Raw genomic sequence first — 15,999 nt, 5'->3', positions numbered from 1 at the left:
CGGCGCCAGCCAAAAGCGCAGATCAAGCTCAAGCATGGGCCTGCTCCGAAGAAGCACCCCGACGATCCCGCCACCGCTGCGCCCACCCCTCAAACGTCAAATAAATCACAGGCGTAGTGAACAGAGTCAGCAACTGACTCACCAGCAAGCCCCCCACCAGCGTCACCCCCAACGGATGCCGCAACTCACTGCCCACCCCCGTCCCCAGCATCAACGGCAAGGCCCCCAGCAAAGCAGCCAAAGTCGTCATCAAGATAGGCCGGAACCGCAGCAGGCAGGCCTGGTAGATGGCCTCGCGCGGCGTGTGCCCCTCCTCGCGCTGCGCCTCCAGCGCGAAGTCGATCATCATGATCGCGTTCTTCTTGACGATGCCGATCAGCAGCACGATGCCGATGATGGCGATGATGTCCAGGTCCAGCCCCGCCAGCAGCAGGGCCAGCAGCGCGCCCACGCCGGCCGAGGGCAGCGTGGACAGGATGGTCACCGGGTGGATGGTGCTCTCATAGAGCACGCCCAGCACGATGTACATGGTGATCACGGCCGCCAGCACCAGCAGCAGCGTGTTGGACAGCGAGGCCTGGAAGGCCAGGGCCGCGCCCTGGAAGGCGGCATCCACCGACAGCGGCATATGGCCCTCGGTGCGCAGCTGGGCCATCAGGTCCTGCACGGCCTTGACCGCATGGCCCAGCGACACGCCGGGCGCGGTGTTGAACGAGATGGTGGCGGCGGGCAGCTGGCCCACATGGTTCACGGCCAGGGCCATGGGCCGCTCGCTGACCGTGGCCACCGAGGACAGCGGCACGGGCGCGCCCGCGCTGGAGGCCACATAGATGGCCTGCAGCGACTCGGGCCCGATCTTGAACTGCGGCGCCACTTCCAGCACCACGCGGTACTGGTTGGACTGCGTGAAGATGGTGGAGATCAGCCGCTGGCCAAAGGCGTTGTACAGCGCCGTGTCGATGGCCGAGACCGTCACGCCCAGCCGGCTGGCCTGGGCCCGGTCGATCTGCACGAAGGCCTGCAGGCCCTGGTCCTGCAGGTCGCTGCCCACGTCCACCAGCTCGGGCAGGTCGTGCATGCGCTCGACCAGGGCCTGGGTGCTGGTGGTCAGCTGCGCCATGTCGGGCGAGGACATCAGCAGCTGGTACTGGGTGCGCGCCACGCGGTCCTCGATGGTCAGGTCCTGCACGGGCTGGGCGTACAGGCGTATGCCCGGGATCTGCAGCGCATCGTCGGACAGGCGGCGCAGCACGGCGGGCACGCCATCGCGCTGGCCGTGGGGCTTGAGGTCGATCAGCAGCCGGCCCGTGTTCAGCGTGGTGTTGCTGCCATCGACGCCGATGAAGGACGAGATGCTCTGCACGGCCGGGTCCTTGAGCAGCAGCTCGGCCAGGGCCTGCTGGCGCTCGGCCATGGCGGCAAACGAGATGGACTGGTCGGCCTCGGTCGTGGCCTGGATGGTGCCCGTGTCCTGGTCCGGGAAGAAGCCCTTGGGCACGGCAAAGTACAGCAGCACGGTCACGGCCAGCGTGGCCAGGAAGACGATCCAGGTCAGGCCCCGGCGGTCCAGCACCCAGGTGAGGATGCGGCCGTAGCCGGCGATGGTGCGGTCGAAGAAGCGGCCCGTGGCGTGGTACAGGCGGCCATGCTTTTCCTCCTCGGCCCCTTCGGGCTGGTGGCGCAGCAGCCGTGCGCACAGCATGGGCGTGAGCGTCAGCGAGACCACGGCCGAGATCAGGATGGCCACCGCCATGGTGATGGCGAACTCGTGGAACAGCCGCCCCACCACGTCGCCCATGAACAGCAGCGGGATCAGCACGGCGATCAGCGAAATCGTCAGCGAGATGATGGTGAAGCCGATCTGCTTGGCGCCCTTGAGCGCGGCCTGCATGGGCGGCTCGCCCTTTTCCACGAAGCGCGCGATGTTCTCGATCATCACGATGGCATCGTCCACCACGAAGCCGGTGGAGATCGTCAGCGCCATCAGCGTAAGGTTGTTGATGGAAAAACCGGCCAGGTACATCACGCCGAAGGTGCCGATCAGCGACAGCGGCACGGCAAAGCTCGGTATCAGCGTGGCCGAGGCGCTGCGCAGGAAGACGAAGATCACCGCCACCACCAGGGCGATGGCCAGCATCAGCTCCAGCTGCATGTCGTTGACCGAGGCGCGGATGGTCACCGTGCGGTCGGTCAGCACCTGCACGTCCAGCGAGGCCGGCAGGGTCTCCTTGAGCTGGGGCAGCAGCGCCTTGATGCGGTCCACCGTCTCGATCACGTTGGCGCCGGGCTGGCGCCGGATGTTGAGGATCACGCCTGCGCGCGAACCGCCTTCGGGCGTGCCGGCCCAGGCGGCCAGGCGCGTGTTCTCGGCATCGTCCACGGTCTGGGCGATGTCGGACAGGCGCACGGGCAGGCCGTTCTTGAAGGCGATGATGAGGTTGCGGTACTCGGCCGCCGACTGCAGCTGGTCGTTGGCATCGATGGTGGAGGCGCGCGCCGGGCCGTCGAAGCCGCCCTTGGCCTGCTTGACGTTGGCGGCGGCGATGGCGGTGCGCACATCGTCCAGCGTCATGCCCAGGCCGGCCAGCGCCGTCGGGTTGGCCTGGATGCGCACGGCAGGCCGGCGCCCACCGGCAATCGCCACCAGGCCCACGCCGTTGACCTGCGAGAGCTTGGGCGCCAGGCGGTTTTCCACCAGGTCGTTGACGCGGATCACCGGCAGCGAGGGCGAGGTGATGGCCAGCGTGAGGATGGGCGCGTCCGCCGGGTTGACCTTGCTGTACAGCGGGGGCATGGGCAGGTCGCTGGGCAGCAGGTTGGAGCCCGCGTTGATGGCGGCCTGCACCTGCTGCTCGGCCACGTCCATGGCCATGTCCAGCGCAAAGCGCAGCGTGATCACCGAGGCGCCGCCCGAGCTGGTGGACGACATCTGCGACAGCCCCGGCATCTGGCCGAGCTGGCGCTCCAGCGGCGCGGTGACGTTGGAGGTCATCACGTCGGGGCTGGCACCGGGGTACAGCGTGGTGACCTGGATGGTGGGGTAGTCCACCTCGGGCAGGGCCGAAATCGGCAACAGCCGGTAGGCCAGCAGGCCGGCGATCAGCACCGCCACCATCAGCAGCGAGGTGGCGACGGGTCGCAGGATGAAGATGCGGGAAAGATTCATGGGGCCGCCTGGAAGGGCTTGCAGTCTTCAGGTGCCGGGGCGCTGCTCAGCGCCCGGCCGGAGCGGGAGCCGCCGGGGCAGCAGGCGCAGAGGGCGCGGCAGGTGCCGGGCCGGGCGAAGGCTGGGGCGATCCGGGCGACGGTGCCGGCGACTGGCCTGCGGGCGCGGAGCCTTCGGCCGCCGGCGCGGTCACGTTGCCGCCGTTGCCGCCGTTACCGCCACTGCCACCGTTACCCCCATTGCGCTGCCCACCGCGCTCGGCACGCAGCTTCTGCAGGTAGGCCTTGCGCTCGTCGGGGTTCATGGTCGCCAGCTTGGCGCGCACATCGGGCGGCAGGTTGCGCATGCCGCGCGGCTGGCCGGAGGCATCCTGCACGGCCTGGTCCACCTTCTGCACCTTGTCGGGCTCGATCACCGTGACCTTGGCGCCTTCGCGCAGGCGGTCAATGCCGTCCACCACCACCTGCTCGCCAGGCTTGAGTTCGCCTTTCACGCTCACCCGGTCGCCATCGGTCACGCCCACGGCGATGCGCCGCTGCGTCACCGTGCCATCCTCCTGAACCAGGTAGACGTAGTTGTTCTGCACGGCCGTGGTCGGCACGGTCAGCGCCTGCTCCAGCCGGTCCACTTCCAGCTTGACGTTGACGAACTGGTTGGCGAACAGCCGGCCCTCGGCATTGTCGAAAGCGGCCTTGGCCTTGATGGTGCCGGTGGCGATGTCGATGCTGTTGTCCACCGCATTGAGGCGGCCGCGCCCCAGTTGCTGCTTCAGGTCACGATCCCACAGCTCCACGGGCAGCTCGCGGCCCTCGGCCAGGCGCCGCGCCAGCGTGCCCACATGGGCCTCGGGCACGGAGAACACCGCGTCGATGGGCTTGACCTGGGTGATGGTGACGATGCCGTTGGCATCCGAAGGATTGACCACATTGCCCCGGTCGGCCTGGCGCAGGCCCAGCCGGCCCGCAATGGGCGCCGTGATGCGCGTGTAGCTCAGTTGCAGCTTGGCCGCATCGGCCTGGGCCTGGTCGGCGGCCACCGTGCCCTGGTACTGGCGCACCAGCGCAGCCTGGGTATCGACCTGCTGGCCGGCAATGGAATCCTGGGCCTGCAGCTCCTTGTAGCGCTGCAGGTCCAGCTGGGCGTTCTTGAGCAGCGCCTGGTCGCGCTGCAGCGTGCCCTGGATCTGGTTGAAGCTGGCCTGGAAGCTGCGCGGATCGATCTCGGCCAGCAGCTGGCCGGCCTTGACCTCGTCGCCTTCCTTGAAATGCAGGCGCAGCAACTCGCCCGACACCTTGGCGCGCACCACGGCCGTGGCGCGCGGGTTCATGGTGCCGATGGCGCTGATCAGCACGCGCATGTCGCGCCGCTCCACCACGCCCACGGACACCGGCTGCGCCTGGGCACCCATGGCGCCGGGGCCGCCAGGCCCACCCGGCCCGCCGGGGCCGCGCCGGCCGCCTCCCGCACGCCCGCCACCCGGGCCGGGCGCACCGGCCGAGGCCTGCTCGCCCTGCGCCGGTGCCCGCTTGTTCCACCACCACAGCCCGCCCCCCGCCACCAGGGCCAGGGCCACCACGCCCCACATCAGGGCGGGCCGTACCCGGCCGCGCTGGCGTACGCCGTGGGCATCTGCAACAAAGGGGCTGCTTGACAGGCGTTTCATGGTCACTGCGGGAAGTCGTGGGAGGAAACCGTGGGTCCGGCCCCAGAACAGGGAACGGCGGCGGATGCGGCTATGGTAGCCAGTCCCATGCTCTCCAAAACGAGGCAGATCGCCGTTTTACGCAGGCATTACCCCCGCTTTACCCCGGCTTTACCCGCTCTGACCAGGGCGTTTTCGGAACAGGTCGAGCACCCGTCGGCAGGGTCTCAGACAGGGCACGGCGCTCAAAACACTGTTGACCCAGGCACGGCCAATGCGGGGCGCATCGGCCGAAAAGTCCATTGAAAACAAGGCATTGCACCGCACCCCGGCGCGGGCCGCGCCTCGCCCCCCGTTGGACTGCCCCCCGCGCTTGTGGCTACGATGCGCGGCCGCAGGCCTGCAAGCGCAGGCCGCCATCCATCCGTCCCAGGAGAACACCATGACGACTGCCAACCCACGCCTGACCGACCACCCCGAAGAAGCCGCCGTGCGCGTGCCGCTGGAGCTGTACATGCGCGGCCATGCCGAGGACAACAGCGCCCACATGCGCGCCGCCTTCATGCCCACCGCCCGCATCGAAAGCGTGCGCGAAGGCCCGCTGACCTCCTGGGACATCGACACCTACTGCGCCCGCTTCAAGGGCCAGCCCGCCGCCGACGAGGCCACGCGCCGCCGCAGCATCGACGCCATCGACATCGGCGGCACGGCGGCCAGCGCCAGGATCACCCTGGTGCACGGCGCCATCACCTTCATCGACTACTTCGTACTGCTTAAAACAGAAGCCGGTTGGAAGATTGCCAACAAGGCCTTCCATGCGGTGGTCTAACCCACCCCACACACCAGGGGCTTGATGCCCTCGGGCCCGTCATCCTCCAGCGGCTGCGGGGGCTGGGCTGCGGCGAGCTTGCCTTCTTCCACGGTCATGCCGCGTGGCAGGGCCACGCCGTTCTTGGCGGCCAGGACCTCGGCCATGATGCTGACGGCGATTTCGGGAGGCGTCTTGCTGCCTATGTACAGGCCGATGGGGCCGCGCAGGCGCGCCAGTTGCGCGTCGCCCAGGCCAAAGTGATCGCTCAGGCGCTGCAGGCGCAGGGCGGTGTTGCGGCGCGAGCCGATGGCGCCGACGTAGAAGGCCGGGGATTCCAGGGCTTCCATGAGGGCCAGGTCGTCGAGCTTGGGGTCGTGCGTGAGGCCGATGATGCAGGTGCGCGCATCGGCGCGCATGGTGCGAACGAGGTCGTCGGGCATCTCGCGCGACAGCTGCACGCCGGCCACGCTCCAGTGGCGGCTGTATTCCTCGCGCGGGTCGCAGACGGTGACCGCAAAGCCGTTGAACAGCGCCATGGTGGCCAGGTATTCGGACAGCTGGCCTGCGCCGATGAGCAGCATGCGGTACTCGGGGCCGAAGCTGTTGGCGACCTGCTGCCCGGCATGCACCAGCGGCTCGGGCGCGTCGCTGACCTGCTGGACGACCTGGCCCGTGGTCTTGTCCACGGTACGCCGCACCATGCGGCCTTCGTCCAGCCATTGGACGAGTTGCTGCAGCGCAGCAGCGTCTGGATTGAATTCGAGCAGCAGCTCCAGCGTGCCGCCGCAGGGCAGGCCGAAGCGGTGGGCCTCGTCAGCGCTGACGCCGTAGCGCAGCAGCCGGGGCGCGCCGTCGCGCAGGGCGTCGGCGTCCGAGGCGTGGCTGTAGCGGGCGATCAGGTCGTCCTCGATGCAGCCGCCGGACACGGAGCCGACCACGGCGCCCGAGGCCCCCAGCGCCATGATGGAGCCGATGGGCCGGGGCGACGAGCCCCAGGTACGCACCACCGTGGCCAGCAGAGCGCGCTCGCCCTGAGCGCGCCATTGCGCGAGGTGGCGCAGAACATGAACATCCAGGTTTTCCATTGCAAATCTCCACGCCGGCACCTGGCTTGCCTGTGCAGCTGGGCGCCTGGCGTTTTTCGGCGGCTATTGTCTCTCTGCATCAAGAAGGGTGCAGCAGCATGTAAAAAGGGCTTGGTAGCGCAGGGCGAAGCATAGAAGCCACAACAAATCTGAGGCCAGAGACGCCGAGCAAGAGCCGCCTCGCGGCGAGGGCGTCGTCCCCCTCCCGCGAAGCGAGAGAGGGGGAAGCGGCGCAGCCGCTCAGGGGGAGCGCCCTAGTACCGCGAAAGCAGCCAGCCGGCACCCAGCACGACGACGATGGCCAGCCCCCAGCACCACAGCGGGATGGCGCGGCGCGAGCGTTCCTCGGCCTCGGTGGCCGGTGCGGCATCCAGCGGCGTGGCCACGCCGGCTGCGGCGTCGTGCTCCCAGGCCTGGGCGTCCACGGTGGGCTCGATGTGGCCGGTTTCATCGGCCAGGCCGGCAGGCAGGTGGGACAGGTCGGCGGTGTCGCCTGCATCGGTAGGCGCTGCCGGCGCGCGCGGGTGGCGCTGCTGCATCAGCGTGTCGAATCGCGCGAAGAAGTCGTCGGCCATGTTGCGCGCGGCGCCGTCGATCAGCCGCTGGCCCAGCTGGGCGATCTTGCCGCCGACCTGGGCCTGCACGCTGTAGCTGAGCAGGCAGCGCGGCTGGCCTGCGGCGTCAGCGGGCTCGGGGGTGAGGGTGACGTCTGCCTCGCCCTTGCCGAAGCCGGCCACGCCGCCCTGGCCTTCAAAGGCGATGCGGTAGCGCTCGGGCGGCGTGATGTCGGACAGCGTGACCTTGCCGCTGAACTTGGCCGATACCGGCCCCACCTTGACCGCCATGCCCACGGCGTACTGGTCATCGCCCAAGGGTTCGAAGCGGTCGCAGCCGGCCAGACAGGCCTTGAGCGTTTCTGGATCGTTGAGCGCCTCCCAGGCCTGCTGCTGGCTGACGGCAAGGGAACGGCTGGCTTGCATTTCCATGGCAATTCCTTTCTGCGATGGGGGGTGGCCGCAAGCGGCTCAGCGGCCTGGCGCCGCCAGCAGCCGCGCCAGGTGACCGGCCAGTTGCTGCAGCGATTCCAGGTTGTGTACCGCAAGCATGGCATGGGCATGACGATGCAACACGGCCGCCCCCTGGGCCAGTGGGGCATACCCGTCAAAGCGCAGCAGCGGGTTGAGCCACAGCAGCCGCGCGCTGTGGCGGCGCAGCCAGGCCAGTTCGCGGTCCAGCTCGGCGGCATCGCCGGTGTCCAGGCCGTCGCTGATGATGAGCACCAGGGTACGCCGGCCCACCAAGCCTGAAACCCGGTGGCGTGCATGCAGGCGGCGCAGTTCGCCCAGGCTGCTGCCCAGGCGCGTGCCGCCGCCAAAGTCGGCAATGGCGGCGTTGGCCCGCTCGAGCATGGCGTCGGTATCGGCCTGGGCAAAGGCCGGGCCCAGGTCGCGCAGCTCGGTGCCGAAGCTGAAGACCTGGCGGCGCAGGCCCGCATGGCGCTGCGTGCTGGTAGCCGCGTGCAGGAAGGCCAGCAGCAGCCGCGCATAGCGCTCCATGGAGCCCGAGACGTCGACCAGGGCCAGCCAGGGCAGCGGCAGGCGCCGCCGTTCGCGCCGCAGCAGCTGCAGCATTTCGCCGCCGTGGTGCGATGCCGCGCGCAGGCTGGCAGCCCAGTCGGGCACCGCGCCGCGCTGGCCGGTGCGCGTGCGGCGACTGCGGTAGCGGGGCAAGGGAAGGGCAATGTCCCTGGCCAGGCACTGCACCAGCAGGTATTCGCTGGCGCTGAGCTGGTTGAAGTCGGCATGGCGCAGGCGGTGGCGCTCGCTGGCCGTCATGGCGGCGTCCAGCTTCAGCTCTTCATCGACGGCGGCCCTGCCCTCGCCTGCCTGGCGGGGCGACAGGGCTTCCTGCACGCGCGGGCGGTGGCGCGGCGCGGACGGCCGGGGCGCCTGCGGCAGCAACTGGGCCAGCAGTTGCCTGGCCACGTCGGGATTGCGGAAGTAGGCATCGAACAGTTCGCGGAACACGGCGCGGTCCTGGGCGTTGCTCACAAATACGGCCTCCAGCGCTGCGGCCATGTCCTCGCGCGCCAGGCCGACCAGGGACAGGGCCTGCTGGGCCAGCGCCATGCGCCCGCCGTCCACGGGCACGCCCGCACGGCGCAGCGCACGCGCAAAGCCGACCAGGTTGCCGGCGAGCTTGCCGCTGCGCGCATCGCCCAGCCAGCTGGTGCGCCCGCCCCCATCGGCGGCACCGGCTGCACCAGCCGTCACGGCGCGGGCTCCGGCGCCAGCAGTTGCTGCAGCCGCTCGGGCGTGAGCGCGGCCACGTCCTCGCGCTGCTTGAAGAGGATGCCGGCCGTGTCATGCACGACTTCGGGATCGACCACCAGGGTGTCCAGCGCCACAAGGGCCTTGGCCCATTCCACGCTTTCGGCAATGCCGGGCACGCGCTGGAAGGCGTCGGCAAAGGGCTGGCTGCGCAGCCGTCCCACGAAGCTCGCCACCTGGGCGGTCAGGGCCTGCCCGGCCCCGGGCACCAGGGCGCGCACGATGGCCAGCTCGCGCTCGCGCCCGGGATAGTCCAGCCAGTGGTAGAGGCAGCGGCGCTTGACGGCATCGTGCAGGTCGCGCGTGCGGTTGCTGGTGAGCACGGTCACGGGCGGCACGCGTGCCGCCACCGTGCCCAGCTCGGGAATGCTGACCTGGTACTCGCCCAGGTACTCCAGCATGAAGGCCTCGAAGGGCTCGTCGGCGCGGTCGATCTCGTCGATCAGCAGCACGGCGCCGGGCTCGGGCTGCTGCAGGGCCTGCAGCAGCGGGCGGCTCACGAGGTAGCGCTCCTGGTAGACCTCCTGCTCGGCGCGCTGCAAGCGGTCCTGCTCCGGTGCGGCCGCGGGCTGCGCCGAGGCCAGCTCGGCCGCACGCAGGTGCAGCAGCTGGGCCGCGTAGTTCCATTCATACAGCGCCTCGCGCTGCTCCATGCCGTCATAGCACTGCAGCCGGATCAGGCGGCGCGCCAGCACGCGTGCCAGCGCCTGGGCCAGCGCGGTCTTGCCCACGCCGGGCTCGCCCTCCAGCAGCAGCGGCCGCTGCAGCCGCAGGGCCAGGAAGACGGCCGTGGCCAGGCGCCGGTCGGCGAAATAGCCTTCGGCCTGCAGCGCGGCGACCAGGGCGTCTATGGAGGCAATGGCTTGCTCGGGAACCTTCATTCAGTCCTTATCCAATCGTCATGGAACTGCGCTTCGTCTGCGCTGCGCAAAACTGGCGCAATCCAACTCAGGGACACCGAGGAAGGGCCGCCCCGCACCGAGGGTGTCGTCCCCCTTCAAGGGGGAAGGCGCGAAGCGACTCAGGGGGTCACCATAGTCACCCCAACATTTGAGAGACAGCCCTTTGCGTCTGCACGCTGATCAACTGCGCCCGATAGCGCGCGCTGGCATGCAGGTCGCTGTTGAGGTCGGCATGGTCGATCAGCACCTGGGCGGCCGCGTCGGGCGTGAAGCTCTGGTTGAGCGCGGCCTCCAGCCCCGCATGGCGGAACACGCTGAGCCCGGCGCCCGTGATGGCCACGCGCACGCCGCTGTCGGTCTGGGCGACGAAGACGCCCACCAGGGCGAAGCGCGAGGCGGGCTGCTTGAACTTGAGGTAGGCGGCCTTCTTCGGCACGGGAAAGCGCACGGCCGTGATCAGCTCGCCGCTGCCCAGCGCCGTGGTGTACATGCCCTGGAAGAAGTCGTCGGCCGCGATCTCGCGCCGGTCGGTGACGACGGTGGCGTCCAGGCCCAGCACGGCGCTGGGGTAGCAGGCAGCGGGGTCGTTGTTGGCCAGCGAACCGCCGATGGTGCCGCGCGCACGCACCTGGCGGTCGCCGATGCCGCCGGCCAGCTCGGCCAGGGCCGGGATGGCGGCCTGGACCTGCGGGTTGGCGGCCACGTCGGCATGGCGCGTCATGGCGCGGATTTCCACGGTCTGGCCGTTGACGGCGATGCCGGCCAGGCCCTGGACGCGGTTAAGGTCCACGATCTGTTCGGGCCGCGCCAGGCGCAGGCGCATCGATGGCAGCAGGCTTTGGCCGCCGGCCAGGTACTGGCCGCCCTGCGCGGCCAGCGCGGCGGCGTCGGCCGTGGTACCGGGGGCTTCATAGGTGAATGCGTACATGGCGCTCTCCTCAGGAGGTGGCTGCGGCGTCGATGGCCGACCAGACACGGTGCGGGCTGGCCGGCATGTCCAGGTCCCTGACACCCAGGGGATGCAGTGCGTCGAGCACGGCATTGATGACGGCGGGCGGCGAGCCTATGGCCCCCGCCTCGCCGCAGCCCTTGGTGCCCAGCGGGTTGTGCGTGCAGGGCGTGCAGACGGTGCCGAGCTTGAACTCGGGGAAGTCGTCGGCGCGCGGCATGGCGTAGTCCATGAAGCTGCCGGTGAGCAGCTGGCCGGTCTCGCGGTCGTAGACGCAGTTTTCCAGCAGCGCCTGGCCTATGCCCTGGGCCACGCCGCCGTGCACCTGGCCCTCGACGATCATGGGATTGATGATGGTGCCGAAGTCGTCCACGGCGCTGAAGCGGTCCACGCGCACCACGCCCGTGGCCGGATCCACCTCGACTTCGCAGATGTAGGTGCCTGCGGGGAAGGTGAAGTTGGTGGGGTCGTAGAAGGCGGTTTCGTTGAGGCCCGGCTCCAGCTTGTCCAGCGGGTAGTTGTGCGGCACATAGGCGGTGAGCGCGATCTGGGCGAAGGGGATTTTCTTGTCCGTGCCGCGCACCGTGAACTCGCCGCCCGCGAAGTCGATGTCGGCGTCGCTGGCTTCCATCAGGTGGGCCGCGATCTTCTTGGCCTTGGCCTCGATCTTGTCCAGCGCCTTCATGATGGCCGCGCCGCCCACGCTGATGGAGCGCGAGCCATAGGTGCCCATGCCGAAGGGCACACGGCCCGTGTCGCCGTGGACGATGTCCACGTTCTCCACGGGTATCCCCAGGCGCGCGGCCACCACCTGGGCAAAGGTGGTCTCGTGCCCCTGGCCGTGGCTGTGCGAGCCCGTGAACACGGTGACGCTGCCCGTGGGGTGCACGCGCACCTCGCCGCATTCGAACAGGCCTGCCCGCGCGCCCAGGGCGCCCGCGATGTTGCTGGGCGCCAGGCCGCAGGCTTCGATGTAGCTGCTGTAGCCCAGGCCGCGCCTGAGGCCCCGCGCCTCGCTGTCGGCCCGGCGCGCGGCAAAGCCGGCCACGTCGGCCAGGGCCTCGGCCTTGTCCATGCAGGCGCCATAGTCGCCCACGTCGTACTGCAGGGCCACGGGCGTCTGGTAGGGGAAGCTGGTGACGAAGTTGCGCCGCCGGATCTCGGCCTGGGACAGGTTCAGCTGCCAGGCGCAGCGGCTGACCAGGCGCTCCAGCAGGTATGTGGCCTCGGGCCGGCCCGCGCCCCGGTAGGCGTCGACGGGCGCGGTGTGGGTGAACCAGGCATCGACCTCCACATAGACCTGGGGCGTGGCGTACTGGCCGGCCAGCAAGGTGGCATAGAGGATGGTGGGCACGGCGCTGGCGAAGGTGCTCAGGTAGGCGCCCAGGTTGGCATCCGTGTGCACGCGCATGGCCAGGAACTTGCCGCTGGCGTCCATGGCCATCTCGGCATGGCTGACGTGGTCGCGGCCATGGGCGTCGGTGAGGAAGGACTCGCTGCGGTCGGCCGTCCACTTGATGGAGCGATTGAGCTTGCGCGCCCCCCAGGTCAGGCAGACATCCTCGGCATACAGGAAGATCTTGGAGCCGAAGCCGCCGCCCACGTCGGGCGCGATCACGCGCACCTTGTGCTCGGGCAGGCCCATGACGAAGGCCGTCATCAGCAGCCGCTCGACGTGCGGGTTCTGGTTGGCCACGTACAGCGTGTACTCGTCATTGGCGCGGCTGTAGCTGCCGATGGCCGCGCGCGGCTCCATGGCGTTGGGGATCAGCCGGTTGTTGACCAGGTCCAGCTGGGCGACGTGGGCGGCGCCCGCAAACACCGCATCCACGGCGGCCTTGTCGCCGATGGCCCATTTGTAGCAGTGGTTGTCGGGGGCGATGTCGTGCACCACCGCGCCGGGCACGCTGCCGGCCGCCGCGTCGGCCACCAGCACCACGGCGGGCAGCGGGTCGTAGTCCACCTCCACCAGCTCGGCCGCGTCGCGTGCCTGCTCCAGCGTCTCGGCCACGACCATGGCGACCTGGTCGCCCACGTAGCGCACCGTGTCCAGCGCCAGGATGGGATGCGGCGGCTCCTTCATGGGCTCGCCGTTGGTGCTGGTGATCAGCCAGCCGCAGGGCAGGCCGTTGATCTTGTCGGCCGCCACGTCGGCGCCCGTGAGCACGCCGATGACGCCGGGCGCGGCCCTGGCCGCATCGGTGGAAACGGAGCGCACACGCGCATGCGCGTGCGGCGAGCGCACGAACACCGCATGGGCCTGGGCGGCCAGCGCGATGTCGTCGGTGTACTGGCCCGCGCCCGTGAGGAAGCGGTAGTCCTCCTTGCGCTTGACGGGCTCGCCGATGTGGGGGAGCTTGGAAAAGTCGGATGCACCCATGGCTGTCTCCTTGTGGTGACCTGCGGCGCTCAGGCCGCAGGCCCTGCCATGGCCTGGCTGCCCTTTTTCACGGCGGCCACGATGTTCTGGTAGCCCGTGCAGCGGCACAGGTTGCCCTCCAGCGCCTCGCGGATCTCGCGATCGCCCGCGCACGGCTGGCGCTGGCACAGGTCCACGGCGCTCATGACCATGCCCGGCGTGCAAAAGCCGCATTGCAGGCCGTGGCACTCCTTGAAGGCCGCCTGCATGGGGTGCAGGCCGCCGTCGATATCCGCCAGCCCTTCGATGGTGCGCACCTCGCAGCCTTCGGCCTGCACGGCCAGCATGGCGCAGGACTTGACGGCGTGGCCGTCGACGATGACGGTGCAGGCCCCGCACTGGCTGGTGTCGCAGCCCACATGCGTGCCGGTCAGGCGCAGGTGCTCGCGCAGCGCATGCACGAGCAAGGTGTTGGGAGGAACATCAATGCGCTGCGCGCGCCCGTTGACGGTGAGCTGGACATTCATCGTGCTGTCTCCTGCCTGTGATCGGCGGTGATCTGGAACGTGGGGGAACGCCGGGAACCTCGCCTGCCATGGTCGCCCTGCCCGCAGGCGCCCGTTCTAGGGTTGACCCGCAAGCCCGGGCCGGGCGGCGCGGATATTCTCAAAATGACACAGTCGTCACCGCAGCCGCAGCCCGCACCGCTTGCGCCTGCGCGCCCCGGCTTCGACCGTGCCCGCCTGCCAGCCCGTTCGCAATCCCTTGCCAGCCAGCCACAGGAGTTCCCGCCCCATGTTCGCCCTGAGCCCCGACGCCGCGCAGCCCTGCCCCGCCGATCCGCGCCACCAGCAGGTCGCCCGGGCCCGCAGCCTGGTTTTCGGCGATCAGGCGCTGGCCGGTTCACCGCCCGGCATCGCACCCTGGCTGTGGCGCTCCTGGCAGCGCTGCCTGGCGGCAGGCCGCCGCCCGGACGAGCGCGTGGTCTACGAAGCATTGGGGCCGCATGCGCTGCGCCAGACCCGTGATGGCCATGAGATGCTGCTGCAGGCCGCTCGCCCCGTGATGGCCCAGCTGGTGGGCGCGGTGGGCGCCATGCACTACTTCAGCCTCCTGACCGATGCACGCGGCACGGTGCTGGAGGTGCAGGGGCCGCTGGAGCGCAGCGACATCCGCGTGCAGGCCATTGCCCGCGTGGGCGTGGACCTGTCCGAGCAGGGCGTGGGCACCACGGCCATTGGCGCGGCCCTGGCCGAGCACAGCCCCGTCTGGCTGCACCGGGCCGAGCATTTCTTCGAGGCCAACCGCCACTACAGCTGCGCGGGTGCGCCGCTGTCCGGCCCGGACGGGAGCTGCCTGGGCATGCTGGACATCACGGGCGTGGATGTGCCGGAGCGGCCCGAACTCATGCACCTGGCGCTGCGCTGTGCCCGCGCCATCGAGGACCGGCTGCTGCGCGCCCTGCCCCATGCCCTGCTGCTGCACCTGAACTGGCCCGGCGGGCCGCTGGGCCAGGAGGGCGAAGGCCTGCTGGCCGTGGACGCCGAAGGGCATGTGGCGGGCAGCAATACCCTGGCCCGCCAGCTCGTGCCCCAGCCGCTATCGCTGCCGGGCCAGCCGCTGCACTGCAGCGAACTGCTGGCCATGCCCTGGACGGCGCTGGTGGACCATGCACGCCAGCGCCCCAACGAGCCGCTGCGCCTGCCGCTGTGGTCGGGCCTGCGGCTGCAGGCCCTGGTGCAGCCCGGCCCCCAGCTGCGCCAGCTGCTGCCCGCGCTGGGCACGGCAGCGCTGGCCACAGCCGCCCAGCCCAGCCCGCTGCGCGCCAGCGAGGGCGTGCTGATCGAGCAGGCACTGCAGGACGCCCAGGGCAATGTGACCCGGGCCGCCCGCGCGCTGGGCATCAGCCGCGCCACGCTGTACCGCAAACTGGGGGCCCGCAAGCCACACACCACCACTTGAACGGGACGTTTCCTCGGGTTCACACGGATTTCTTTTAGGGGGAGCAGGCCGCCTGCGGCGGTCGGGTCTCCGTAGAATCGACGGCTTTGGTCCATGCGCCGACAAGAGCGCTGCGCGCCGGCCTACAGGCTGGCGTACGGCGACGGACCCAATACAGCCTACTTTTTGGAGACACCATGCAGGCTTTGCTCAAATTCTCAAGGGGGGTCGACTGGCTCAACAGCCTGGTCGGGCGATGGCTTATCTGGCTGATCCTGGCCTCCACGGTCATCAGCGGCATCAATGCCATCGTGCGCAAGGTGTTGCACACCAGCTCGAACGCCTACCTCGAAGTGCAGTGGTACCTGTTCGCGGCCTCTTTCCTGCTGGCCGCCGGCTACACGCTGCTGCAGGGCGAGCATGTGAAGGTGGATGTGATCGCCAGCCGCCTGTCCAAGCGCACGCAGATCTGGATCGACATCTTCGGCTTCGTCTTCTTCCTGACCCCCATGGCGCTGGCCATCCTGTGGTTCGGCACGCCCTTCGTGATCCAGGCCATGCAGACCGGCGAGATGTCGGGCAACGCAGGCGGCCTGGTGCGCTGGCCCGTCTACCTGATGATCCCCATCGGCTTCGGGCTGCTGCTGCTGCAGGGCATGTCGGAGCTGATCAAGCGCATCGCTTTCCTGAAGGGCCTGATCGACGATCCCACGGCCAAGAAGGGCGAGAAGACCGCCGAGGAAGACCTGGCCGACGCCCTGCGCGGGCTGGCAGGTGCCAAGGACAAAAGCGGGCAAAGCGCCTGATCGGGGAA

General features: G+C 69.6%; 12 protein-coding genes. 3 read left to right on the top strand and 9 right to left on the bottom strand.

Features of this window, described 5'->3' with window-relative positions; genetic code table 11:
* Positions 1–28: 28 nt before the first annotated feature.
* Both KDK82_RS27945 and KDK82_RS27940 read right to left on the bottom strand, forming a co-directional pair.
* Positions 29–3,166, bottom strand: a complete 3,138-nt coding sequence (locus KDK82_RS27945; RefSeq protein ID WP_088166781.1) for an MdtB/MuxB family multidrug efflux RND transporter permease subunit — start codon at positions 3,164–3,166, stop codon at positions 29–31.
* Positions 3,167–3,212: 46 nt separating this feature from the next.
* Positions 3,213–4,829, bottom strand: a complete 1,617-nt coding sequence (locus KDK82_RS27940; protein ID WP_088166780.1) for an efflux RND transporter periplasmic adaptor subunit — start codon at positions 4,827–4,829, stop codon at positions 3,213–3,215.
* Positions 4,830–5,250: 421 nt separating this feature from the next.
* Between KDK82_RS27940 and KDK82_RS27935 the strand changes: the two genes are divergently transcribed.
* The gene (locus KDK82_RS27935; RefSeq protein WP_088166779.1) at positions 5,251–5,637 is read left to right on the top strand and encodes a nuclear transport factor 2 family protein; all 387 of its coding nucleotides are present in this window, start codon (positions 5,251–5,253) and stop codon (positions 5,635–5,637) included.
* Here KDK82_RS27935 and KDK82_RS27930 read toward each other — a convergent pair.
* From KDK82_RS27930 to KDK82_RS27900, 7 genes are all read right to left on the bottom strand, one after another.
* Positions 5,634–6,704, bottom strand: coding sequence for an XdhC family protein (locus tag KDK82_RS27930; protein ID WP_088166778.1), 1,071 nt, complete (start codon positions 6,702–6,704; stop codon positions 5,634–5,636). The genes KDK82_RS27935 and KDK82_RS27930 overlap by 4 nt on opposite strands.
* A 254-nt stretch (positions 6,705–6,958) precedes the next feature.
* A complete protein-coding gene (locus KDK82_RS27925; RefSeq protein ID WP_013803610.1) occupies positions 6,959–7,690 on the bottom strand; it encodes a CoxG family protein in 732 nt (243 codons plus the stop codon).
* A 39-nt stretch (positions 7,691–7,729) separates the two neighbouring features.
* Complete coding sequence (locus KDK82_RS27920; protein ID WP_088166777.1) at positions 7,730–8,977, bottom strand: VWA domain-containing protein; 1,248 nt, start codon at positions 8,975–8,977, stop codon at positions 7,730–7,732.
* Entirely contained in the window at positions 8,974–9,915 is a 942-nt protein-coding gene (locus tag KDK82_RS27915; RefSeq protein WP_088166776.1) for a MoxR family ATPase, read from the bottom strand. The genes KDK82_RS27920 and KDK82_RS27915 overlap by 4 nt, the downstream gene beginning before the upstream one ends.
* A 157-nt stretch (positions 9,916–10,072) precedes the next feature.
* The gene (locus KDK82_RS27910) at positions 10,073–10,864 is read right to left on the bottom strand and encodes a xanthine dehydrogenase family protein subunit M (RefSeq protein ID WP_088166775.1); all 792 of its coding nucleotides are present in this window, start codon (positions 10,862–10,864) and stop codon (positions 10,073–10,075) included.
* Between the two features lie 10 nt (positions 10,865–10,874).
* Positions 10,875–13,265 carry a xanthine dehydrogenase family protein molybdopterin-binding subunit gene (locus KDK82_RS27905; RefSeq protein WP_088166774.1) on the bottom strand — a complete coding sequence of 797 codons (2,391 nt, stop codon included), beginning with the start codon at positions 13,263–13,265 and terminating at the stop codon, positions 10,875–10,877.
* A 29-nt stretch (positions 13,266–13,294) separates the two neighbouring features.
* A complete protein-coding gene (locus KDK82_RS27900; RefSeq protein ID WP_013803615.1) occupies positions 13,295–13,771 on the bottom strand; it encodes a (2Fe-2S)-binding protein in 477 nt (158 codons plus the stop codon).
* A gap of 268 nt (positions 13,772–14,039) precedes the next feature.
* Here KDK82_RS27900 and KDK82_RS27895 point away from each other — a divergent pair, with 268 nt between their 5' ends.
* Positions 14,040–15,206 (top strand): helix-turn-helix domain-containing protein, encoded by a 1,167-nt coding sequence (locus tag KDK82_RS27895; protein WP_034391295.1) that lies wholly within the window; start codon positions 14,040–14,042, stop codon positions 15,204–15,206.
* 176 nt (positions 15,207–15,382) lie between these two features.
* Positions 15,383–15,991: a TRAP transporter small permease subunit gene (locus KDK82_RS27890; protein WP_034391292.1), complete on the top strand. Its 609-nt coding sequence runs from the start codon at positions 15,383–15,385 to the stop codon at positions 15,989–15,991.
* Positions 15,992–15,999: the final 8 nt, after the last annotated feature.

It is taken from the genome of Delftia sp. K82 (genome assembly GCF_002193035.1).
GTDB lineage: Bacteria > Pseudomonadota > Gammaproteobacteria > Burkholderiales > Burkholderiaceae_C > Comamonas > Comamonas acidovorans.
This window is presented reverse-complemented; position numbering and strand designations above follow the sequence as displayed.